This is a genomic window from Aquabacter spiritensis (assembly GCF_004346185.1).
GTDB lineage: Bacteria > Pseudomonadota > Alphaproteobacteria > Rhizobiales > Xanthobacteraceae > Aquabacter > Aquabacter spiritensis.
On sequence record NZ_SMAI01000009.1, the window covers coordinates 199,955 to 221,002 of the forward strand.

The 21,048-nt window shown below is 64.9% G+C and carries 21 protein-coding genes; 6 read left to right on the forward strand and 15 right to left on the reverse strand.

Annotation, left to right across the window (positions count from 1 at the left end):
- Nucleotides 1-126 precede the first annotated feature (126 nt).
- Nucleotides 127-2,955 carry a class I SAM-dependent DNA methyltransferase gene (locus EDC64_RS15065; RefSeq protein WP_132032769.1) on the forward strand — a complete coding sequence of 943 codons (2,829 nt, stop codon included), beginning with the start codon at nt 127-129 and terminating at the stop codon, nt 2,953-2,955.
- A 393-nt stretch (nt 2,956-3,348) separates the two neighbouring features.
- Here the strand turns inward: EDC64_RS15065 and chrA are convergent, their stop codons facing one another.
- Entirely contained in the window at nt 3,349-4,794 is a 1,446-nt protein-coding gene (chrA, locus tag EDC64_RS15070; protein ID WP_132032771.1) for a chromate efflux transporter, read from the reverse strand.
- A gap of 28 nt (nt 4,795-4,822) precedes the next feature.
- Nucleotides 4,823-5,815: a chromate resistance protein ChrB domain-containing protein gene (locus tag EDC64_RS15075; RefSeq protein ID WP_207916100.1), complete on the reverse strand. Its 993-nt coding sequence runs from the start codon at nt 5,813-5,815 to the stop codon at nt 4,823-4,825.
- Between the two features lie 119 nt (nt 5,816-5,934).
- On the opposite strand from EDC64_RS15075, the gene EDC64_RS15080 reads away from it, so the two are divergent.
- A complete protein-coding gene (locus tag EDC64_RS15080; protein WP_132032773.1) occupies nt 5,935-6,381 on the forward strand; it encodes a chromate resistance protein ChrB domain-containing protein in 447 nt (148 codons plus the stop codon).
- A gap of 16 nt (nt 6,382-6,397) precedes the next feature.
- Entirely contained in the window at nt 6,398-7,636 is a 1,239-nt protein-coding gene (locus EDC64_RS15085; RefSeq protein ID WP_420808962.1) for an MFS transporter, read from the forward strand.
- Between the two features lie 5 nt (nt 7,637-7,641).
- Here EDC64_RS15085 and EDC64_RS15090 read toward each other — a convergent pair whose 3' ends face one another.
- Genes EDC64_RS15090 through EDC64_RS15110 form a run of 5 tightly spaced genes read right to left on the reverse strand, consistent with a single transcriptional unit; the run spans nt 7,642 to nt 11,690 of the window.
- On the reverse strand, nt 7,642-8,346 hold the full coding sequence (locus EDC64_RS15090) for a HoxN/HupN/NixA family nickel/cobalt transporter (RefSeq protein ID WP_132032777.1): 705 nt from the start codon (nt 8,344-8,346) through the stop codon (nt 7,642-7,644).
- A 46-nt stretch (nt 8,347-8,392) separates the two neighbouring features.
- Nucleotides 8,393-8,827, reverse strand: a complete 435-nt coding sequence (locus tag EDC64_RS15095; RefSeq protein ID WP_132032839.1) for a YqaA family protein — start codon at nt 8,825-8,827, stop codon at nt 8,393-8,395.
- 37 nt (nt 8,828-8,864) lie between these two features.
- Nucleotides 8,865-10,187 (reverse strand): MFS transporter, encoded by a 1,323-nt coding sequence (locus EDC64_RS15100; protein ID WP_132032779.1) that lies wholly within the window; start codon nt 10,185-10,187, stop codon nt 8,865-8,867.
- Nucleotides 10,188-10,204: 17 nt separating this feature from the next.
- Nucleotides 10,205-11,401, reverse strand: a complete 1,197-nt coding sequence (locus tag EDC64_RS15105; RefSeq protein ID WP_132032781.1) for a nickel/cobalt efflux transporter — start codon at nt 11,399-11,401, stop codon at nt 10,205-10,207.
- A 7-nt stretch (nt 11,402-11,408) separates the two neighbouring features.
- A complete protein-coding gene (locus EDC64_RS15110) occupies nt 11,409-11,690 on the reverse strand; it encodes a metal-sensing transcriptional repressor (protein WP_132032783.1) in 282 nt (93 codons plus the stop codon).
- Between the two features lie 164 nt (nt 11,691-11,854).
- Between EDC64_RS15110 and EDC64_RS15115 the strand changes: the two genes are divergently transcribed.
- From EDC64_RS15115 to EDC64_RS15125, 3 genes are all read left to right on the forward strand, one after another.
- Entirely contained in the window at nt 11,855-12,181 is a 327-nt protein-coding gene (locus EDC64_RS15115; protein WP_132032786.1) for a hypothetical protein, read from the forward strand.
- A 114-nt stretch (nt 12,182-12,295) separates the two neighbouring features.
- The gene (locus EDC64_RS15120) at nt 12,296-12,964 is read left to right on the forward strand and encodes a HupE/UreJ family protein (RefSeq protein WP_132032788.1); all 669 of its coding nucleotides are present in this window, start codon (nt 12,296-12,298) and stop codon (nt 12,962-12,964) included.
- A gap of 20 nt (nt 12,965-12,984) precedes the next feature.
- The gene (locus EDC64_RS15125) at nt 12,985-13,641 is read left to right on the forward strand and encodes a transmembrane anchor protein (RefSeq protein ID WP_132032790.1); all 657 of its coding nucleotides are present in this window, start codon (nt 12,985-12,987) and stop codon (nt 13,639-13,641) included.
- A gap of 154 nt (nt 13,642-13,795) precedes the next feature.
- Here the strand turns inward: EDC64_RS15125 and EDC64_RS15130 are convergent, their stop codons facing one another.
- The 8 genes from EDC64_RS15130 to parA all read right to left on the reverse strand — a co-directional run bounded on the left by EDC64_RS15130 (nt 13,796) and on the right by parA (nt 20,869).
- Nucleotides 13,796-14,242 (reverse strand): CopG family transcriptional regulator, encoded by a 447-nt coding sequence (locus EDC64_RS15130; RefSeq protein WP_132032792.1) that lies wholly within the window; start codon nt 14,240-14,242, stop codon nt 13,796-13,798.
- Between the two features lie 5 nt (nt 14,243-14,247).
- A complete protein-coding gene (locus tag EDC64_RS15135) occupies nt 14,248-16,239 on the reverse strand; it encodes a conjugal transfer protein TraG (protein ID WP_132032794.1) in 1,992 nt (663 codons plus the stop codon).
- A gap of 21 nt (nt 16,240-16,260) precedes the next feature.
- Nucleotides 16,261-18,000, reverse strand: coding sequence for a relaxase/mobilization nuclease domain-containing protein (locus tag EDC64_RS15140; protein ID WP_132032796.1), 1,740 nt, complete (start codon nt 17,998-18,000; stop codon nt 16,261-16,263).
- 243 nt (nt 18,001-18,243) lie between these two features.
- Nucleotides 18,244-18,906 carry a lytic transglycosylase domain-containing protein gene (locus EDC64_RS15145; RefSeq protein ID WP_132032798.1) on the reverse strand — a complete coding sequence of 221 codons (663 nt, stop codon included), beginning with the start codon at nt 18,904-18,906 and terminating at the stop codon, nt 18,244-18,246.
- A gap of 1 nt (nt 18,907) precedes the next feature.
- Complete coding sequence (locus EDC64_RS15150; RefSeq protein ID WP_132032799.1) at nt 18,908-19,453, reverse strand: S26 family signal peptidase; 546 nt, start codon at nt 19,451-19,453, stop codon at nt 18,908-18,910.
- Entirely contained in the window at nt 19,450-19,971 is a 522-nt protein-coding gene (locus tag EDC64_RS15155) for a DUF2840 domain-containing protein (RefSeq protein ID WP_132032801.1), read from the reverse strand. Before EDC64_RS15155 ends, EDC64_RS15150 begins: the two co-directional genes overlap by 4 nt.
- Nucleotides 19,968-20,219, reverse strand: coding sequence for a hypothetical protein (locus EDC64_RS15160; protein WP_132032803.1), 252 nt, complete (start codon nt 20,217-20,219; stop codon nt 19,968-19,970). Before EDC64_RS15160 ends, EDC64_RS15155 begins: the two co-directional genes overlap by 4 nt.
- Entirely contained in the window at nt 20,216-20,869 is a 654-nt protein-coding gene (parA, locus tag EDC64_RS15165) for a ParA family partition ATPase (protein WP_132032805.1), read from the reverse strand. Before parA ends, EDC64_RS15160 begins: the two co-directional genes overlap by 4 nt.
- Nucleotides 20,870-21,048 lie beyond the last annotated feature (179 nt).

Below are 21,048 nucleotides of genomic sequence, written 5' to 3' on the forward strand. Positions count from 1 at the left end.
CGCTAATTTGGGAAGAGAACGAGAAAAAAGTCGCCCCCCGAATTTGTCGGGAGTTGAAGATACTGTGGTGAAAATCATCGTGCAGAGCTATTGCATCCCAATGCGGCGTATTGCTCCGGGGTGTCTATGAGACTGAGTTGGAACGACATCCGCGCTCGTGCGGCACAGTTCGCTGCCGATTGGGCAGGCGAAGGATACGAAAAGGGTGAGACGCAACCCTTCTACGAGGAGTTCTTTCAGCTTTTCGGCGTGAAGCGGCGTTCGGTGGCTCGCTTCGAGGCGCATGTTCAAAAGCTCGACAATAGGCACGGCTTCATCGACCTGTTCTGGCCAGGGGTCTTACTGGTGGAGCACAAGAGCTCCGGCCGCGACCTCACGGCCGCCTATGGTCAGGCTGGAGAGTACTTCGACGCTCTCAAAGAGGCAGAAAGACCGCGCTTTATTCTCGTCTCCGATTTCCAGACTTTCGAGCTCTACGATCTCGACGAGCGTGAAAGCGTTGCCTTTGAGCTCAAGGAATTGCCGGCACACATCGATAAGTTCGGGTTCATCCTCGGCATCCAGAAGCGGACGTTCAAGGACCAGGACCCCGTTAACGAGCAGGCAGCCGAACTCGTTGGGCGGCTTCACGATGCGCTCGAAGACTCTGGCTACGTCGGCGAGGATCTGGAGCGCTTCCTCGTCAGGCTCGTCTTCTGCCTTTTCGCTGACGACACAGGCGTATTTGAGCCACGCAGCATCTTCCTTGATCTCCTTGAAACGCGCACGAGCGCGGACGGTGCCGATCTGGGGGGATGGCTGACCAAGCTCTTCGAGGTCCTCGACACGCCAGAGGTGCGACGCAGCAGGCACCTCGACGAGGATCTCGCCGCGTTTCCCTACATCAACGGCGACCTCTTCAAGGGTGCGACCCGCATACCGGACTTTGACGCCAAGATGCGTGAAGCGCTTATCGACGCCTCGCGATTCGACTGGTCACCCATCTCTCCCGCTATCTTCGGTTCGCTCTTCCAGTCGGTGATGAACCGCGACGAGCGGCGCCGCCATGGTGCGCACTACACCAGCGAAAAAAACATCCTGAAAGTCATCGGTCCGCTCTTCCTCGACGAGCTCCGGGCGGATTTCGAACGTCTCAAGAAGCTACGAACGAGCCGCGCCGCGAAGCTGCAGGAGTTTCAGGACAAGCTCAGCGCGCTCCGCTTCATCGATCCGGCCTGCGGGTGCGGCAATTTCCTCGTCATCGCCTATCGGGAGCTTCGTCGCCTCGAACTTGAAGTGCTCCAGGAGATATTCAACGACAGCGAGCAACTTGTTCTCGACGTGTCAGCATTGTCGAAGGTAGACGTCGACCAGTTCGCAGGCATCGAGATCGGCGAATTCGCGGCACGCATAGCGGAGACCGCGATGTGGATGATGGACCACATCATGAACTCGCGACTCTCGCTTGCGTTCGGCAAGAGCTACGTCCGCATACCCCTCCGGAAGTCGCCAGTTATCGTCCACGCGGATGCACTCGCCTGCAATTGGGAAGATGTCCTTCCGCCTGAAAAGTGCACACACGTCCTCGGCAATCCGCCCTTTGTCGGACATGCTTGGCGGGACGCCGGTCAACAGGCGGGAATGCACCGTGTCTGGGGACGCGACGGCCAGGTGAACCGCCTGGATTATGTCAGCTGTTGGTTCAAATTGGCGGTCCAGTACGCTCAGCAGAATCGCGCGATTCGAATAGGCTTCGTCTCGACAAACTCGATCTGCCAAGGCGAGCAGGCCGCCATTCTATGGCCGCCGCTGTTAGCGATGGGCGCTCGGATCTGTTTCGCCCATCGGACGTTCGAGTGGATGAGCGAGGCCCGAGGGAAAGCCGCGGTTCATTGCATTATCGTGGGGCTTGATTTTGCGGCGGGCGGCGATTGTCAGATGTACGATTACGAGCACGTTCGAGGTGATCCGCACCTGGTCTTGGTCCCGCAGATCAACAGCTATCTGGTGGCTGGCGCACAGATCTACATCCCGCCCCGCAGTCGACCACCGGCCGGATTTCGCAAGCTCTTTCAGGGAAGCAAGCCGGCGGACGGTGCGCGGCTTAAGAACGATAAGGGCAAGTACGTGACCACTAGCAATCTCATTCTTGGGGAGGAAGATCGGCTCGCTGTGCTCGCCCGGGAGCCCGAACTGGCAAAATGGCTGCGCCCTTATGTTGGCGGCCAGGAGCTGATCTCAGGAGAGCGGCGGTGGTGCCTGTGGCTCAAGGGCGCCCAGCCGAAGGATCTCCAAGATTCGCAGGAGCTTGCGGAGCGCCTTGAACGCGTCCGAAACGGCCGCCGGAAAAGTCCCACAGCGAGCGTTCGCGAGTTCGCCGTCACGCCTTGGCTGTTCACACAGGATCGGCAACCGAGCACTGATTATCTTGCCGTACCGGAAGTTTCCTCAGAGACACGAGAGTACATTCCCATCTGCTACGTCGATGCACACATCATAGGGAGCAACAAACTTCTGATTTTGCCTGAGGCTGAGCTATGGCTCATGGCGATGCTCATGTCGGCCATGCACATGGGTTGGATGCGCACTGTCGCGGGACGCATGAAAAGCGACTATAGCTACTCGCCAAATGTCTATAACTCTTTTCCTTGGCCTGTTTTTACTCCAGCCAATCAGGCTAAGCTCGAAGCTTCTGCTCAGGCCGTCCTGGACGCTCGAGCCAACCATCCCGAGGAGACGCTCGCGACCCTATACGATCCTGACCTCATGCCAAGCGACCTCCGCGCTGCGCATAAGGCGAACGATCGGCTGGTGGATAGCCTCTATGCGCGGCGGGGATTCCGGACGGAGCGCGAGCGCGTCGAACATCTCTTCTCAATGTTCCAGCGGAATTCCGCGCCACTGGCACCCACGACTTCAACGGGACGAAATCGGCGACGCGAGGTTAAGGTTTCAGCGACCGAAAAGACGGGCTAATCCCGACTGCAAGATTGCCTTGGCCCACAGTGGCGGCCATACCTGATCTTCGCCTTGCGCCGCGACGTTTCCAGCCAGGCTTCGAGGTCTCCTCTTGGCGCAAAACTGTCGACGTGGCCCACCTCGCGAATGTCCGGTTTTGGGCCGCGGCCGTTATCAGATCAGTGACCGAAATGGGGGCGCAAAGCCGACATTGCTGAAATTGCCGTCGAGAGGCCGATATGGGTCCACATGAGTTGTACGGCACCTTTGCGCCATGAGGTGCAGGATGGGCATCCGGGTGCAGTGGATGCCTCCTGCGGGCTCGTAGGGCTGGGCGGAGCGTCCAGCCAACTCCCAGATGAACCACAGTTATATCGCCATTCCCCCGTCGCCGACACGGCCGGGGCAACACTACCCTACGCCGCCCGCGAGCGCGTAGAGCAGCCCCAGCGCAGAGCAACCTACGAGCACCGTCAGCACTCCGAAGCGGAAACGGAACATGGCAATGATGGCGGCAAGGGTGAGGATCCCCGAGGCCGGGCGGATCGAGGAGAGTACCGGCAGGTCTAGTTCCAGCCCCAACGCGCTCACCGTGGCGACCTGACTGAACAGCACATGCATGGCGAACCAGACGGCGAGATTGAGGATCACTCCCACCACGGCTGCCGTGATGGCTGCCAGCGCCGCGGAGAGCGCCTTGTTGCTGCGCAGTGTCTCCACGTAGGGCGCGCCGATGAAGATCCACAGGAAGCAGGGCACGAAGGTGACCCAGGTGGTGAGCAGTCCGCCGAGGGTGCCGGCCAGAAGGGGGGGAAGGCTGCCGGGATCGCGGTAGGCGCCGAGGAAGCCCACAAACTGCACCACCATGATCAGCGGCCCAGGCGTCGTTTCGGCCATGCCGAGGCCGTCCAGCATCTCGCCCGGCTTCAGCCAACCGTAAGTGTCTACTGCCTGCTGGGCCACATAAGCGAGCACCGCATAGGCGCCGCCGAAGGTGACCACCGCCATCTTGGAGAAGAACACCGCGATATCGCTGAAGGCGTGCCCTGGGCCAAGCAGGAGCACGAGCGCAGCCACCGGCACCAGCCACAGGGCGAGGAAGACGGTGCCGATCTTAAGAGACCAGCTGGCCGGTGGCCGGGCATGGTCAGGGATTTCCTCTCCGAGGGCCGTGTCGGCGTCGGCCACCTGCGTCGCACCGAGCTTTGAATGCCCCTTTCCCGGCTGGAACGCCGTGAGCCCCGCCCGCCCGCCGAAATAGCCGATGATGCCGGCGGTGAGCACCACCAGCGGGAACGGCACCTGGAACAGGAAGAGCGCGATGAAGGCGCTGGCGGCGAGGGCCACCATCACGTTGTTCCTTAGTGCCCTTTTGCCGACACGGGACACCGCCTCAAGCACGATGGCGAGCACTGCCGCTTTCAGGCCGAAGAACAGCGCCTGCACCGCGAGCACTTTGCCGAAGAGCACGTAGATCCAGCTCAGCGCCATGATGGCGATCATGCCGGGCAGGACGAACAGGGTACCAGCGACGAGGCCGCCCTTGGTGCGGTGGAGAAGCCAGCCGATATAGATGGCGAGTTGCTGAGCCTCGGGGCCGGGCAAGAGGGTGCAGAAATTGAGGGCGTGGAGGAAGCGTTCCTCGCCGATCCAGCGCTTCTCCTCCACCAGGATGCGATGCATCATGGCGATCTGCCCGGCCGGCCCGCCGAAGCTGAGGGCGGCGACGCGCGCCCAGACACGGCAGGCCTCACCGAAGGAGATGCCATGCCCTTTGGGGGCGGCTTGGCTGGCATCCTGAACCGGCGCAGCCGGACTCAGGGCCGGCGCGCGAGCCGCGCCGTCCAGATTGGCCATGATGTCCTCCTTGGGTGCGCGCGAGCGGCTATGGGCGCCGGGCGCGGAAATACTGGTGAAGCGTGTCGAACACCCCGGCGCCCTTGGCGAGGCGCTGGGCATCATCGGCCTCGCTCAATGTGATGCCGGCGATGAGGCTGGCGATGCCGCCCGTTTCCTCGCGGCCGAACTTCCCGTCCTTGAGGTCGATGTCGTGGACGATCTCGCCCACGGCTTGAAGGGCTGGGTCGGCAATGCCGGAGCGGCCGAGCAGCACCTCGAAGCTGCAGCGGTCGCCCTCATGGGTGATCTCGCCCTCGAACATATCGAAGCGCAGCTCCCCCGCCTTCGGCTCATAGCCCTTGCCGGGCACGAAGCGGATCTCGGCATCCGGATCGATGAAGCGCCGGATCAGCCAGCCGCAGGCGATGCGATCCACATGCACGTCGCGCCGCGTCACCCAGACGCGACCCCTGAGAACGGCAAGGGCGTCCATCTCGGCTGGCGACTGCGCGGAAGGAGATGCCATGAGTTTGTCCTCTGCCGTCCGGGTTTCAAGTGCACAGATGAGGCCCTCGGCGATGACGCGCCCGGTGGCCCCGAAGAAATCGAGGGCGACGATGTCCGTGAGCTTCCGACGCAACCGGCTGGTCTGGGTGCGCGCTTCGGTCTGCTTCTCGGTGCTTCCGTCACCGTCCAGCGCGGCGGCGATGGCGCGGGCCTCGTCCGCAATCGCTTCGTAGTCGGTGTCACGGGCGGCATCGAACAAAGCGCGCACCTGGGCGTCGGTCAGTCCGTCCACGAGGCGGGCCTCGCAGACCATAGCCTCGCCGCCGCCCGCCACGATCTCCTTCACCAACCACTGGAAATCCTCATGTGTTTCGGCTGAGGCCGGCAGGGCATAGACCGAGCTCTTCACCGCCACGGCGCCGATGCCCTGCAGCCGCCGCCAGATCTTCACCCGGAAATAGGCAGGCTTGGTCGGCAGTTGGTGGATCAGCAGCAGCCAGAGCTGGTCGGAGGGGGCGTTATCATCGCTCATGAGCAGACCGTATCATCTCAAGTTTGAAATGCAACACTTGTATCATTTATGATGCAGGCGTAGCGTCTCCTTCGCGCCGACGGAGCTCGGACACTCCCTGACGGCCGAGGAGACCGCCCATGAAATGGATCACCCGTGCCCGCCCGGTCATTGACCGCATCGCCTGCCCCTGGCTGATCGCCCGCTTCATCGACGAGGCGCCGGAATTCCTGTTCGCTCCGCCCGACGAGGTGATCCGCAGGACCGAGGAGACGGGGGCGACGCCGTTTGACGTGCCGGGCGTCATCTTCGGCCATGTGGGGGAGAAGTGCAGCTTCGACGCTTTCGTGGCGCACTACGGCCTCGACCGTGATCCCGCCATCGCCGCCGTCGCAGACATCGTGCGCGGTGCCGACACCAGCCGGCCAGGCCTCACGCCCCAGTCGGCGGGCCTGCTGGCCATCTCCAAGGGGCTGCGCGAGGTGACGCCGGACGACCACGACCTCCTGAGGCGGGGCTTCATCATCTATGACGCCCTCTATGCCTGGGCGGGTGGCAAGAGCGCGAAGTGGCCGGCGGCGGCTTGAAAACGGAGGGGCGCCCGTGACCCAGGTGGTGAATAGTCCGGTAGCGGAGGACCAAGGCCCGTTCTCCCCCGTGTCGTCGCTCTATGCGGCGCGGGCGCTCCGGGATTTCGGCGATGGTTTCGTGGCCGTGCTGCTGCCGGTCTATCTCTTCATCCTCGGCCTCGGCGCCTTCGAGATCGGCGTGGCGGCGACGACAGCGCTCCTCGGCTCGGCGCTGATGACACTCGCCATCGGCCTCGTCGGTCACCGCTTCGACCCGCGCACCCTGCTGATCGCCGCCTCGACCCTGATGGTGGCGACGGGCCTCGCCTTCACCCAATCGGAGACCTATGGGGCGGTGCTGCTGGTGGCCTTCTGCGGCACCATCAATCCGTCGGCGGGGAGCGTGAGCATCTTCGTGCCGCTGGAGCATGCGGCCCTGTCCCATCTGGTGACGGATAAGGCGCGCACCGCCGCCTTCGCCCGCTACAGCTTGATTGGTGCGCTCGCCGCGGCGGTGGGGGCACTGGCCGCCATGAGCCCGGACCTCCTGGCGGATATCGGCGTGTCACGCCTCTCCGCGCTGGAAGGCATGTTCGCCCTCTATGCGCTGCTCGGCATCGCCGGCAGCGTCTTCTACAGCCGTATCCCCCGCAGCGCGGCGTCCGGCGAGACGCGTCCCACGTCTGCCCTCGGCCCCTCGCGGGGCATCGTCTATCGAATGGCCGCCTTGTTCTCCATCGATGCGTTCGCAGGCGGCTTCGCCGTGCAGTCGCTGATGGCGCTGTGGCTGTTCTCGCGCTTCGGTCTGTCCCTGTCGGCGGCGGGCACCTTCTTCTTCATCTCGGGCGTGCTGTCCGCCTTCTCCTTCCCGGTGGCGGCCTGGCTGTCGCGCCGCATCGGGCTCGTGAACACCATGGTGTTCACCCACATCCCGTCCAGCCTCTGCCTGATCCTCGCCGCGTTGGCCCCGAGCCTCGAAGTCGCGCTCACCCTGCTGCTGGTGCGTTCCGCTCTGTCACAGATGGACGTACCGACCCGCTCCTCCTACGTGATGGCTGTGGTGACGCCTCCCGAGCGTCCGGCCGCCGCCAGCATCACCTCGGTGCCGCGAAGTCTCGCCGCGGCATTGAGCCCGGCGCTCGCCGGGGCGCTGTTCGCCGCCGGCCATGAGGCATGGCCGCTGATCCTGTGCGGCGTGCTGAAGATCCTCTACGACCTCGCTTTGCTCTGGATCTTCCGGCACGTTCGGCCGCCGGAAGAGCAGCGTGCCTGATCAGCTCAGCGAACGAGCGGCCACACGCCCAGCAGGATGACCGCCAGGGCTGCTCCCACCTCAAGCACGTGGCCCGTCCGCGCTCTCAGTACCTCAGTGCGTGCCAGCAGCGGCATAAGCCGGGTGCGCAGCAGAACCGCCAGCAGCGGGAATGACGCCACCGTGACGACCATGCCCGCGGCGAAGGTGCCCGACAGAAGGAGACCCGACGCGAGCGCGCCATGGGCCAGCGCATAGGTCATGATGAAGGTGGTGAGCGGACACGGCACGAGGCCGGTGACGAAGGCAAGCGCCGGGCCGGAGCGATCATGGTCGTGCGAATGCGGCCGCCCGGCGCGCCAAAGCAGCCACAGGCCCACGACGACGATTAGGACTTGGCTCGTCTGCTCCAGCATGGGGGACCGCCCGGCGCCGCCAATGGTGCTTTTGAGGACAGCAAAACCGCCCAGCACAATCAGAATGGCCGAACCCACATGGGTGAGTATGAGAATAATGCTGGCGCCGAGCGCACCCACCATTCGCCCGTCGCCGGCATAGTGCGAGGCGAGCACCGCCTTGCCGTGGCCGGGCAGGAGTGCGTGGAGCATGCCGAAGCCGAAGGCTGCACCGATCAGCGCGGGCAGTCCTGCGATGCCCACAGTCCGCAGGGCGTTCAGTGCATCGAGCGCGCCGCCGTAGAGCCAGCGCTGGAGGTCGAGGAGTGTTCCCATCACAGCGAGCCTTGCCAAGCTTAGGTGGCCATGTCGTGACACATCTTTAAGCGATTTGGAGCGCGAGTGCCGCGAGTACCGCGTAACGTGCAACCTTGGCGAAGGCGACGGTGAGAAGGAACGTCGGGAACGATTCCCGCATAAGCCCGGCTACAACGGTCAGTGGATCGCCAATGACCGGCATCCAGCTGAGAAGAAGCGACCATTTGCCGTAGCGCCGATACCACCGCTGGGCCTTGGCCAGCGCTGCCTCGCTCACCGGAAACCATCGCTGCCCGCTGAAGCGCTCTATCCCGCGACCTAGGAACCAGTTCACGACCGAACCCAGCACGTTGCCGCCGCTGGCTGCCAGAAGCAGCGGCAGTAGGGGGTAATCGGCCAACAACAATCCCACAAAAACCGCCTCAGATTGCATGGGCAGGATGGTCGCCGCAGCAAACGCGGCCAGGAACAGGCCGAGATAGACCGGCAGTTCCGTCACCACTGGGCCTCGCGGAGGAGAAGAAGAGCAGCGGCAGTCATGCCGAGCGCGGCCATTCCGGATGATTGCTGTCGATGACAAAGGCGTGGGCATGCTGCAAGCCATCTGGCGTCGGCACCGCATCGGCCAAATGGGGGTGAGCAGGATCGAGTGCCCCATGGGAATGGGCAAGCACGTCCCGATCATTCGACGGCCAAAGTCGGATTGCAGCGAGGACCGATAACGCCGCGAGGAGGCCCAGCGCCGCAAACGTAAGCGGCAAGCCAATCTTGGCGCCGAACCAGCCTGCAATGGGATAAGTGATGAGCCAGCAGACGTGCGAAAGCGCGAACTGGGCAGCGAACAGCGAAGGTCGGTCCTCCAGCATTGAAGAGCGCCGCAGCAGGCGACCGGATGGCGTCTGCGCCAGCGAATAGCCGAGCCCGAGCGCAAACCAAAGCGGCAGCAGCCATACGAAACTCGGAACCGCGACCCCTACGAAGAGGCCTGCGACCAGGACGCCAGCGCCGGCCAGCATGGCGCGCCGGTCGGGAACATCGTCCAGCAGGCGCGGCAACAGGAGCGCGGCGATCATCGACCCACCACCGAAAGCGGCCAACGCCAGAGCCGTTGATCGTTGGCCGAGGCCGAACTGCGCTTGCACAAGCACTACCGTGTTGACGATGACCATGGCACTCGCGGCTGCGACTGCGAGATTGAGTGCCAGGAGCCCGCGTAGGCGCGGCGTCGCGAGGTAGATTCTGAGGCCGCGCGTGGTGCGGTCGTAGATGCCCCGTCGTTCGCTCGCCTTCGGGCTGGGCAACGCCACCGAAACAACCAGGGCGGCTGAGGCGAGGAAACCGATGGCTGTCCCAGCAAAGAGGCTGTGAAAGTTGATGAGGGTCAGGAGCGCGGCCGCCAGCATCGGGCTGGCGACGCTCTCAAGGTCATAGGCCAGCCGCGAAAGGGAGAGTGCCCGCGTGTACTCCCGTTCGTCAGGCAGGACATCCGGGATGGTGGCCTGAAAGGTCGGCGTGAAGCCAGCGGAGGCCGACTGCAGGACAAAGATCAGCGCATAGATCTGCCACACCTCGGTGACGAATGGCAGGCACAAGGCCACCGCGGCCCGCACCATATCAAGGCAAACCAGCATGGTTCGGCGCGGCAGACGCTCGGCAAAGGCGGCCGCTACCGGCGCCACGCCCACGTAGGCGACCATCTTGATGGCGAGCGCCGTACCCAGAACTGCGCCCGCGTCGGCGCCGGCAATGTCGTAGGCCAACAGTCCCAGCGCCACCGTAGCCAGGCCGGTCCCCACCAGCGCAATTACCTGTGCGAGAAAGAGATGGCGATAGGTGCGATTGGCTAGGACCTGAAGCATAGTTTTGCTCGATGGCCTTACGTGCCAGAAGACAGGGAAGATGCCGCCGCAGCGGCGTGCGCAGTGAGGCCGCTCCAGCCGTGCCAACCCACGTAGAGACCCACGGCGACGATCAGGAGACTTGAGAAATAAGGGGCTTTGCGGGCTACGGTGCCGAACCACGCCCATCGCTCGCTCGCGTGACGCACGCTAAGCGCCGCGGCAGCACCCACCGTCACGAGCGTGATCGCAAGGCCGCTGGAGAAGCAGAGCACCAGCGCAAACCCCAGCGTGAACTCCTTCAGCTGAAGGCACAGCAGGAGCACCGTGATCGCCGCGGGACACGGGATCAGCCCCCCGGTCAGGCCGAACGCGATGATCTGCCAGGTGGTCACGTCGCGATCGGCAAACCGGCGGCGGATGTCATTGGCATGCGCGAGCTCATGCGCGTCTTGGTAGCCGGAGGTCGCGACATCGAGCCCTTGGACCTCTTCGTGCATGTGGTCGTGGCCATGCCCTTCAACGAACGACAGATCGTAATCGTGCGTGTGCCCGCCATGCCCGAGGCTCACGCGTGCCATGAACTCGTGCGGCTCCGGAATCTCGTCGACGGATTCCAGGATGCCGCCCCTGTCCATGAAAGTGAACACTTGGCGCGCTCCATCGGGCCGCTCGGTCACGATGGTCACGTCTTCCGCCGTCCAGGCTTGGCCCCGCTCTGTGCGGATGCGCCAGCGCGGCGGCACACCGTCCTCGAACACCTCCACGGCGACCACGCCATGCCCCGTATCGATACGGCGCAGGTCTTCGCCATGGGCGTTATGCCCATGCCCGCCGTGGTGGTGGCTGTGCGCATGCTCGTGATCTCCGGCGGCGGCCTGTGCACGCCGCTGCTCCTCCCACGTACGCCAAAACATCCACAGTGCGATGGCGACGATGACGACGGCGGAGGCCAGCTGGAAGTATGGCTCGAAGGCCTCAGCATCAACGCCTTGCCAAAGGTACATGCCGCCCAGGGCGATTCCCCACACCACGAGGGTATGCGATGCCGTCGCCGCCAGCCCGAGCAGCACCGCCTGCGTCACCGTCCCCCGGATGGCGACGATGAAGGCGGCCATCATGGTCTTGGAGTGGCCCGGCTCCAGCCCGTGCAGCGCGCCGAGCAGTATTGCGCTCGGAATGAACAGCCAAGCGTGCGCGGAACCCTGCTGGATCAGGTCGGTGAACGAGGGCATGCACAGCTCACAGATATTTGGTGATTTCCTTAAACTCGTCGATGGAGCGCCGCTGCTCCCGCCCAAGCGGACCGGCGGCATCTTCGAGGCAATGGTCGAGATGGTCCTGGATCAGGGTCCGCTTGGCTTGGGCGATGGCCTTCTCCACTGCGTGCAACTGCTGGGCGACATCGAGGCAGGGACGCCCAGCTTCGATCATCTCGATGATGCCCTTGAGATGGCCATCTGCGCGCTTCAGCCGCTTGATGATATCGGGATGGGTTTCGTGGAGCTGGGCCGGCTCGGTCATCTCTTGATCCTATCCCCCTGGAGGGGATATTACAAGGACAGGTCGGTCATCGAATCTGTCCGACAACGCTTTGTTAGGATCTGCGCAGATAATCACCGAGCATGCCAAACTGTACCCGCAGCATCGCCTTTCGCCTCGTCGTCGCTATCACGATGACTCTCGGCATGCTGCTGTCACCCGTTGGTCGCTCTGCATCGCACGATCCCGTGGCGCTCGCCGTGGCGGAGGCTGCTCGCCACGCTGAGCTCGCAGCCGACCTGAAGGATCATGGCCATGTCCATGACGACGGAGCTGCAGACGAACAGAGCCCCGGCCACTCCCATGGCCACAATCCCGCAGACCATTCGCACGAGACGCCGAACGTCCTCTCGGTGGCGATGGCACCAGTTGTTCAGTCGACCCGTGACTGGCATCCGTGCCCGCCGGTCTTCGCGCACCTTCAGGCTTCATTCAGGCTCGATCGCCCTCCGCGACTGATCTTCGTCGCATGATCGCTGCCGCGCACGCGGCATCCCTCATCAGCAAAGATCGGAATTCCTATGCACGGACCTGTCTGTCAGGGCCAGTCCAGCACGCCTTGCGCGCGCCGGCGGCTCGCCCTTCCCATGCTCGTTGCTTTCCTGACTGTGCCGCTTCTGGCGGGCTCGGCCTTCGCCCACGCCGTCGCCGAGGGCGACAAGGGCTATATACAGGAAATCACTGGCATTAATCTCCTGCCCTTCATCTATCTCGGAGCCAAGCACATGGTGACGGGATACGACCACATCCTGTTCTTGCTCGGCGTGATCTTCTTCCTCTACAAGATGAAGCACATCGGCATTTATGTGAGCCTGTTCGCCATCGGGCACTCTACCACCATGTTGCTCGGCGTCTATTTCCACGTCGGCATCAACAGCTACATCATCGACGCCATTATCGGGCTCTCGGTGGTCTACAAGGCGCTCGATAATCTGGGCGCCTACCAAAGGTGGTTCGGCTTCCAGCCGAACACCAAGCTCGCCACCTTGATCTTCGGCTTCTTCCACGGCTTCGGCCTGTCGACGAAGATCATCGACTACGACATCTCGCCCGACGGACTGTTGCCGAACCTGCTCGCCTTCAACGTGGGCGTGGAGATCGGCCAACTCCTGGCGCTTGCCGCCATCCTCATCGTCATGGGCTTCTGGCGGCGGACGCCGAGCTTCTTCCGCCACGCCTACACCGCCAACGTCGTGATGATGACCGCCGGCTTCGTGCTGATCGGCTACCAGATCACCGGCTGGTTCGTCTCCTGAGCTTCCTGAAAGGACCAACCATGTATAACACGGACATGCCTACCCGCGCCGAGCTGCCGACCTCCGCCCAGCTGCTGCGATCCACCCTCATTGCCATCGTTGCCGCTGCGGCGATCCTCATCACAATCGTGCTGCCGGCGGAATATGCCGTCGACCCGACCGGCATCGGCCGCATGCTGGGGCTGACGGAGATGGGCGAGATCAAGGCCCAACTCGCCGAGGAGGCGGAGAAGGACCGCGCGGCCGGCCAGCAGGGCGCCACCCCCATCGCCGCGCCGGCGCCCGACCGGCGTTCGAGCCTGACGGAGCGGGTCTTTGCCGAGTTCCTGATCGGATCGGCCATGGCGCAGACCAATGCGGGCACGCGAACTGATGAGATGACCATCACGCTGAAGCCCGGCGAAGGCAGCGAGGTGAAGCTGACCATGCGCCAGGGCCAGAAGGTGAATTACACTTGGACCGTCACCGGGGGCGTGGTGAACTTCGACCTCCATGGTGATGGTGGCGGCAAGGAGACAAGCTACGAGAAGGGGCGCGGAGTGCCGGGTGCCAACGGCGTTCTCGAAGCGGCCTTCGACGGCAACCACGGCTGGTTCTGGCGCAACCGGGGCTCCGCCGATGTAACTGTGACGCTGCGCACCAACGGCAGCTATACCGACATCAAGCGGATGCTGTAACGAACGCAGGACGATTGTTGCTGCTAGATAAGGGGGAAGCTCCGCTCGCTGTAGCGGGGCTTCCTGATTGCAGCATTGCCAAAACACGAAGGTTTGTATGGCCGGAAAATGGGACTGGCGCCAAAGAGCGGACCTTCCCAATTTCCGCCTTGGGTCAACTCCGGCCGCTCCCGTCTTCCTCTGTTGCCGAAAGATCCTCGACGACCTCCTGCCGCAGCTGAGGCCCCTTCGCCAAGCGCCGGCCGAGCGCGCGGGTGAAGGCTGCGTAGCGCTCGGAGAGCTTGGCCCGCGTAGCCTGGGCCGCAGGTTCGGGCAGCGCGGGGGTGGTGGCGAGCCAGAAGCGGATGAAGGTGGCCAAGGCCTCGGTCGATATGCCGAGATCGCGCTCCAGCCGCGCGAGACGGCGGTCGATCTGGCCGAGGCGCCGGGCAAGAGCGGCCTCCTGACGCTCCGCGCTGTCGGGGGACAGGAAGGAGGCGATAGCGGCCTGGGCGATCAGGGACATGGACTGGTCGCGCTGGGCGGCGTAGTGGGCCAGCAGGTCCATGATGTCTGGCTCCAGATAGACGGAGATCTGCGTTTTCTTCGTGCGACCTGCCATGGCGATCAAAGCTCCATGCCGTCATTGGGATTGAGGCTGACCTGCCGGGCGACGCCCTGCATTAGTCCGGTCATGCGCCGGTTCCGGGTAGCGATGTCCTCCATCTCGTCGTCGCGATCCATGTCGAACTCGAACTCATTCTCGATGGGCTGCATTTTCTCGACCGGCTTGACGCGGCTTAGCTCGGGCTGGTGCCGGTGCTCGGAGCCGGTCGGATCGTCGTCTCGATCTTCGGCGACAAAGCTCCCGCGAGTACCCTCCTGGGGCCTAGGCACAGGGAGCGCGGTCCAGTCATCGTACTGCCCGGCCGAACCACGAGTGGGCGCTGGCGGTGGCAGGAGCCGGTCCCGAAACCGCGCGTCCTCGTAGTAGCGGGCCTTCTTCGCCCGGATTGGAGGCGTGCCCGCGACCATGACGATCTCGTCCATGGGCGGCAGTTGCATGACCTCGCCGGGGGTGAGCAGCGGGCGGGCGGTCTCTGAGCGCGACACCATGAGATGACCCAGCCACGGCGAGAGCCGGTGACCGGCATAATTCTTCATCGCCTTCATCTCAGTGGCGGTGCCGAGCGCATCGGAGACGCGCTTGGCGGTGCGCTCGTCATTGGTGGCGAAGCTCACGCGGACATGGCAGTTGTCGAGGATCGAGTTGTTCGGCCCATAGGCCTTCTCGATCTGGTTCAGCGACTGGGCGATGAGGAAGGCTTTCAGGCCATAGCCGGCCATGAAGGCAAGCGCGCTCTCGAAAAAGTCGAGCCGGCCCAGCGCCGGAAATTCGTCGAGCATGAGCAGCAGACGATGGCGCGCGCTCTTCGCCTGCAGGTCCTCGGTGAGTCGCCGGCCGATCTGGTTGAGCAGGAGCCGGATCAACGGCTTGGTGCGGTTGATGTCGGAGGGCGGCACCACGAGGTAGAGCGTCGCGGGAACCTTGCCGCCGACGATATCGGCGATGCGCCAGTCGCAGCGCCGCGTCACCTCGGCGATCACCGGATCGCGGTACAGGCCAAGGAAGGACATTGCGGTGGAGAGCACGCCCGAGCGCTCATTGTCGGATTTGTTGAGCAGTTCGCGGGCGGCGCTGGCGATGACGGGATGCGGGCCCGCCTCGCCGAGGTGGGCGGTCTTCATCATGGCGTCGAGCGTGGTCTCGATCGGCCGCTTCGGATCGGAGAGGAAGGCGGCGACGCCGGCGAGCGTCTTGTCCGTCTCGGCATAGAGCACGTGGAGGATGGCACCGACGAGCAGCGCGTGGCTGGTCTTTTCCCAGTGGTTCCGCTTTTCCAGCGAGCCCTCGGGGTCGACGAGGATGTCGGCGATGTTCTGAACGTCACGGACTTCCCACTCGCCGCGGCGCACTTCCAGCAGTGGGTTATAGGCGGCGGACTTGGCATTGGTCGGGTCGAACAGCAGCACGCGGCCGTGGCGGGCGCGGAAGCCGGCGGTGAGCTGCCAGTTCTCGCCCTTGATGTCATGAACGATGGCCGATCCCGGCCAGGTCAGCAGCGAGGGCACGACCAGCCCGACGCCCTTGCCGGACCGGGTCGGCGCGAAGCACAGCACATGCTCGGGCCCGTCATGGCGCAGATAGTCCCGTTCATACCGGCCGAGCACGACGCCATCCGAGCCGAGCAGCTCGGCGCCCCGGACCTCCTCCTTCTCGGCCCAACGTGCCGAACCATAGGTCTCGACCCTGGAGGCCTCGCGGGCCCGCCAGACTGACAGGGCTATGGCGACTGCGACGGAGAGGAAGCCGCCGGAGGCGGCGATCAGCGCCCCCCGGAAGAACACCTCAGGCGCATAGGCATCGAAAAAGTACCACCACCAGAAGAAGGCCGGCGGGTAGTAGACCGGCAGCCCGAGAAGCGCGAACCAAGGGGCGCCCAGCTGCGCCTGAAAGCCAAGGCTCCAGGCCACATACTGTGTTGCGCCCCAGATGGCCGCGAGCACGATCAGCAGGACGGTGAGGATCTGCCTCCAGAGGATGTTCGTCGCCGGCATGGTGATGATCCCTCTCTCAGGTCAGAGGCCAAGGCCGCGCTTGCGACCGAAACTCCAGTCGACGCCACCATCATCACGGGCGACGCCGGAGACATGCTTGCCGAGCTGGCGCTCCAGAGAGGGCGACCAGGGCACGAGCTGAAAGCCCAGCCCGTCATCGAGCATGGCGAAGCGGCCGGAGGCGAGCACAAGGCGCTGGCGATACGTGCCGGCGACATACTCGCCGGTGCCTGCCTTGTTGAACGTCAGGCCGGTCTCGGCGGCGAGCTTCTCACTGAGCGCCTCCAGTTCCCGGCGGCGGAGCGTGTCGATAAGGTTGCGGGCGAAGAGGATGAGCCGTCCCTGCCGCTCGGCCAGTCCCTGGCGGATGAGATGCTCGGCGCGCCGATCAAGCGCCTGGCTCACCTCCGCGCCGAAGCCGCCGTCGGAGAGAGCGATGGGGTCACGCGCAATGGCCTGCCGGTCGAGCCAGGTGGCACCGGGGGCCGTGACCTGATGGGCGATATCCAGATCGGAGCGCACCGCGAGCGCGACGCGTCGTTTGCCGTGCGCATCGTCGAAGGTGCGCAGTTCGACGATGGCGCCTGGAGCGCCATCACCGGCGGCTTCGAGGTCTGGCAGCCGTATGTGATGGGACCGCCCGTCCACGCCATCGACGATGGCATAGGCGGAGCCGTGGAGTTCATCATCGAGCCCGCGCGCGACCAGTCGGCCGATCACCGGCACGTCGAGGCTCTCGGCGGCGAGGACATAGCTGGCCGTGCCACGCTCGATCCCGCGGTCGGTCAGAGCGCGGTGCATGCGCTTGATGATATCGCCACGCTCAGCGAGCGCGCGCAGGGTAGCCTCGGCTTCCGGCTCCATCATCCATTGGGCGTTGCTGATCTCCTTGGCGAGGCCGAGCGTCTCGAGTTTGCGAAGGCGCCCGATCTTCAGCGTATGATGTTCGTCCGGCTGTCGGCCTGGAGCCGGCGCCATGTCGAGGATGCCGCTCTCGCGGGTCTCGCGCACGAGTTGCCGATCGAGTTCGGTCCAGCGTTCGGCCTCGATCTGGCGTTCCAAACTCCGGCGGATATCGAGCTCGCTCCGCGGGCCGAGTTCCTGGGTGATGAGGTCGCGGGCGCGGGCGCGCATGCCCTCCTTGATGTAGTCGCGGGAGATCACGAGATCCTGGCCGTCGTCGCGGCGGCCTCGCACGATCAGATGCACATGGGGATGCTCTGTGTTCCAGTGATCGACGGCGACCCAGTCGAGACCGGTGCCGAGGTCCTTTTCCATCTGCCGGGCTAGGTCGCGGGTGAAGGCCCGCAGGTCCTCCATCTCCAGGGCGTCGTCGGGCGACACGATGAAGCGGAAATGGTGCCGGTCCTCGCGGCAGCGCTCGGTGAAGGCATCGACATCCACGCTGTCGCTCTCGGGACCGAACATCCGCGCCTTCTCCCCATCGCGGGTTACGCCTTCGCGGCGGAGATAGGTGAGGTGCTGACTGAGGGAACCGGTGCGGGCCGAGTGTCGTACGACGCGGGCCTTCACCACGGCGCCGCGTGACCGCGGCGTAATCCTGCGGCTGGCCTGAAGGCTGGCGACCTGTCCGCTGCCGAAACGCGAGCGGTTGCCCGCGGCGATCTTGCCGGAGCGAGAGACCCCGCCGCCGGCCTTGCGAGCCGCAGCGAGCGCCTGGGCGACGAAGGGGCGGGCCTGCTGGGGGCGGGTCGAGCGGATGCGGCCGGGACGGACGCGAAACTCGCGTTCATCGCTCATGGCGAAACCTCGCAATGTGCGGAAAATCGTTTATGCGCAGCCATTTACGGGACGCGTGAAACGTGTGATCTGGCTCCGCAAGGTGCCGAGAGCGCGGAAAACACCTGCAAAAACAACATCCCGACCGCCGCGCACTGTGCGCCCTTTTATCCTGCCATCGTGCGGTCGTGGTTCCCGTCCTACGCCTCCTCGCCCTCCATGGAGCGCCACAGCCCGCCAGAATGCGAAAGCGGGTCGGCCTGCTCATGGCGCCCTCCGTGCTGGCAAAGGTGCAACGAAGAGCGCGCCGGATCGCGGCGCGAGGAGCGCGGTATCGGTGGGATTGCTGCGGTCGGGCTGCGCGGCGAACAGCGGCGCCTCGCGCCAGCTTTGCGCCATTGGCTGCACCGGTCCGGTGGCGCCGGCTGCAGGCTCTTTGTCGATGATCGGCGCCAGAGCCGCGATGTAATTGCGCGTCTCCGGCGGCAGCGGCTTGCCGGAAAGCGAGGCCTCATAGCGCGAAGGCCCGGCATTGTAGGCCGCGAGCATGGCGCGGACGCTGCCATATCGGTCGTGGAGTTGGCGCAGATAGGCCGCGCCGGCGAGGATGTTGTCACGCGGGTCGAACGGATCGGTGCCGAGACCGTGATGGACGCGAAGCTTATCCCAGGTCACGGGCATGATCTGCATCAGCCCCATGGCACCGGCCGGTGAGACGGCGCGTGGATCGCCGCCGCTCTCGGCCCGCAGCACCGCACGGATCCAGGTGATCGGAAGCTCGAAGCGCTCCGCGGCCTCGTCGATAAAGGCGGCGTAGGAGGTGACTGCATTCGCCACAGTCGGCGATACGGGCTGCGCGGTGGCAGAGCCTGGCGATATGCCACCGATCAGCAATCCGCCCGCGAGGAAGAGCACAGAGCGATGCATGTCAGCGCACCGCCGCGCGCCAAATGAAGTCGCCGTCGCCGGCCTCATCCGTAAGGAGTGGCATCGCCCGCCCGATGACGGTGGAAGCCGGGATAGGGCCGAAGTAGCGCCCATCGAGACTGTCGCCGACGTCCGGGTTCATCAGGAACAGATGGCCGGGAGCGATACGCTTGCATCCCTGCCAGACCGGCAGATCGCGCCCCATGTGGTCGCGCCGCAGAGCCTCGCCCAGCAGCACGCCATCGACGGTGATCGCGTCGCCAAGACGGCAGACCTCCTGTCCCGGAAGCCCCATCACGCGCTTCAACAGCGGCGTGCCCTCACCGAGATAGCCGCGCCCGATGAGGAACGCGGCGAGCGGCGGTGGCGGCATTACCGCGACCAGATCGGTGATCTCGAGGGCATCGGCCGGCTCGACCGAGTATAGCCCGACGGGAACGCTCGCCGAGATATTCCAGATCAGCTTGAGTGGCGTCGGCAGCGTCGCGGCATAGGCCACACCGACGCTGGCGACCGTCGTCATCAGCACGTATGCGGCGCGGTTCATTGTCCGCACTCCCGCCGCTTCAGCCACGCCTGATGGCGCTCTATCGTGTAGGCGCGGGGCTCGAAGCCGACGCTCAGGCGGTGGGCGACGTGACCCCAATGATCCGGGGCTGCCGTCGCTGGATCGATGCCGATCGCTTCGATGGCATCGATGTGCTGCAGGATTTTCTCGACCTTCGGCCAGCCATCCACCCGCAGCAGGATCTCGCCGCCGGGACGCACGAAGGGCAGCGTCTGGTAGCCTTCGCCCGGCGCCACGCAGCGCACGATATCGAGGCGGGAGGCCACGGTGCCGAAGTCGTTCGACGCCCATCGGACGAAGGCGAAGATGCGGCCGGGAGGGAAAGAGAGGATGCGCCGGCGGCGATCCAGCAACTGCTCATGCTCGGGGTGGCCGAAGCGGATCCAGTTCTCGATCCGCTTCTCGATATGGGTCAACTCGACATGGGTCAGGGCATCGGATGGGGAACTGGACGCGGATGCCGTGCTGGCGGCACCGGGGGCAGAAGCCGCGCTCATGGCTGATCTCCTGACGTGGGAGGGAATTCGCGCGCGAGCAGGTCGCGCATCATTTCGGCGACGGTGACGCCGCGCAGGAAGGCGGCGACCTTGATCCGGCCGCGCAGGTCGGGCGTTACATCGATGGTGAGGCGCGCGGTGAACATGGCGCCGGGGTGGTGCTCCGGCGCGACATCCGCCGCCTTGATCCAGTGCTCGGGATCGGCAGGTCGGGAGGCAAAGTCGCGGCGGATCGGGCGCTCGCTCATGGCGCGAGCCTCCCGAGGTCGAGATCATTGATCTCGGCGCTCAGCGCAGCGATCTCGCGCGTGGCTGGCCCGGCATCGTCGCGTTCGAAGACGAGACGTCCGGACTGCGCCGCCGCCGCAAAGGCGATGCGCTGACCGATGGTGCTGGCGAGCACCGGAGGATCGTGATCAGCCAGCGTCCGCGCGGTCTCGCGGGCGAGAACCGTGCGCGCGCCGCAGCGGTTCAGGACGAAGCGGACCAACAGCGCCGGGCGGTAGATCCGCGCCTCGCGGATCAGTGCCAGCATCTCGGCCGAGGCCCAGCCGTCAAAGGGCGAGGGCTGCACCGGGATCAGCACCAGATCGGCAGCGAGCAGCGCCGAGCGCATCAGCCCGGCGACGCGGGGCGGGCCATCGATGACAATGTGATCGGCGTCCCGCGCGAGCTCGGGTGCTTCACGATGCAGCGTGTCGCGGGCGAGCCCAACGACACCGAACAGCCGTGGCAGGCCCTCGTGGCCGCGCTGCTGCGACCAGTCGAGGCTGGAGCCCTGCGGATCGGCGTCGATCAGCGTGATCCGCTGCCCCTGCCGGGCCCATTGCCCGGCGAGATGCAGCGCCAAGGTGGTCTTGCCGACCCCGCCTTTCTGGTTGAGGAGCGCGACGATCATCGCCGATCTCCCTCGCGAGGGGGTGTCTGCGACGACCTGTCAGGCGGCGTCTTCCCAGACCGTTCTGCCCGCTGCTGATGCTGATGTCGCTTTCCCTTGAAGTGGAGTCTGGTCGGCGGAGAAAGCTGAGTCTTTCTGGACTCTTGCGCATGGTCCGGTTTCCCTTGAATCATAGATTT

Coding starts and splice junctions, on each gene's coding strand:
- EDC64_RS15115 (WP_132032786.1), top strand. CDS start 11,855: ATGCTGCTGTCACCCGTTGGTCGCTCTGCATCGCACGATCCCGTGGCG.
- EDC64_RS15075 (WP_207916100.1), bottom strand. CDS start 5,815: ATGAGCGATGATAACGCCCCCTCCGACCAGCTCTGGCTGCTGCTGATC.
- EDC64_RS15105 (WP_132032781.1), bottom strand. CDS start 11,401: ATGCCCTCGTTCACCGACCTGATCCAGCAGGGTTCCGCGCACGCTTGG.
- EDC64_RS15145 (WP_132032798.1), bottom strand. CDS start 18,906: ATGCATCGCTCTGTGCTCTTCCTCGCGGGCGGATTGCTGATCGGTGGC.
- EDC64_RS15160 (WP_132032803.1), bottom strand. CDS start 20,219: ATGAGCGAGCGCCCGATCCGCCGCGACTTTGCCTCCCGACCTGCCGAT.
- EDC64_RS15090 (WP_132032777.1), bottom strand. CDS start 8,346: ATGGGAACACTCCTCGACCTCCAGCGCTGGCTCTACGGCGGCGCGCTC.
- EDC64_RS15120 (WP_132032788.1), top strand. CDS start 12,296: ATGCTCGTTGCTTTCCTGACTGTGCCGCTTCTGGCGGGCTCGGCCTTC.
- EDC64_RS15155 (WP_132032801.1), bottom strand. CDS start 19,971: ATGAGCGCGGCTTCTGCCCCCGGTGCCGCCAGCACGGCATCCGCGTCC.
- parA (WP_132032805.1), bottom strand. CDS start 20,869: ATGATCGTCGCGCTCCTCAACCAGAAAGGCGGGGTCGGCAAGACCACC.
- EDC64_RS15135 (WP_132032794.1), bottom strand. CDS start 16,239: ATGCCGGCGACGAACATCCTCTGGAGGCAGATCCTCACCGTCCTGCTG.
- chrA (WP_132032771.1), bottom strand. CDS start 4,794: ATGGCCAATCTGGACGGCGCGGCTCGCGCGCCGGCCCTGAGTCCGGCT.
- EDC64_RS15080 (WP_132032773.1), top strand. CDS start 5,935: ATGAAATGGATCACCCGTGCCCGCCCGGTCATTGACCGCATCGCCTGC.
- EDC64_RS15140 (WP_132032796.1), bottom strand. CDS start 18,000: ATGAGCGATGAACGCGAGTTTCGCGTCCGTCCCGGCCGCATCCGCTCG.
- EDC64_RS15065 (WP_132032769.1), top strand. CDS start 127: ATGAGACTGAGTTGGAACGACATCCGCGCTCGTGCGGCACAGTTCGCT.
- EDC64_RS15130 (WP_132032792.1), bottom strand. CDS start 14,242: ATGGCAGGTCGCACGAAGAAAACGCAGATCTCCGTCTATCTGGAGCCA.
- EDC64_RS15125 (WP_132032790.1), top strand. CDS start 12,985: ATGTATAACACGGACATGCCTACCCGCGCCGAGCTGCCGACCTCCGCC.
- EDC64_RS15100 (WP_132032779.1), bottom strand. CDS start 10,187: ATGCTTCAGGTCCTAGCCAATCGCACCTATCGCCATCTCTTTCTCGCA.
- EDC64_RS15150 (WP_132032799.1), bottom strand. CDS start 19,453: ATGAACCGCGCCGCATACGTGCTGATGACGACGGTCGCCAGCGTCGGT.
- EDC64_RS15110 (WP_132032783.1), bottom strand. CDS start 11,690: ATGACCGAGCCGGCCCAGCTCCACGAAACCCATCCCGATATCATCAAG.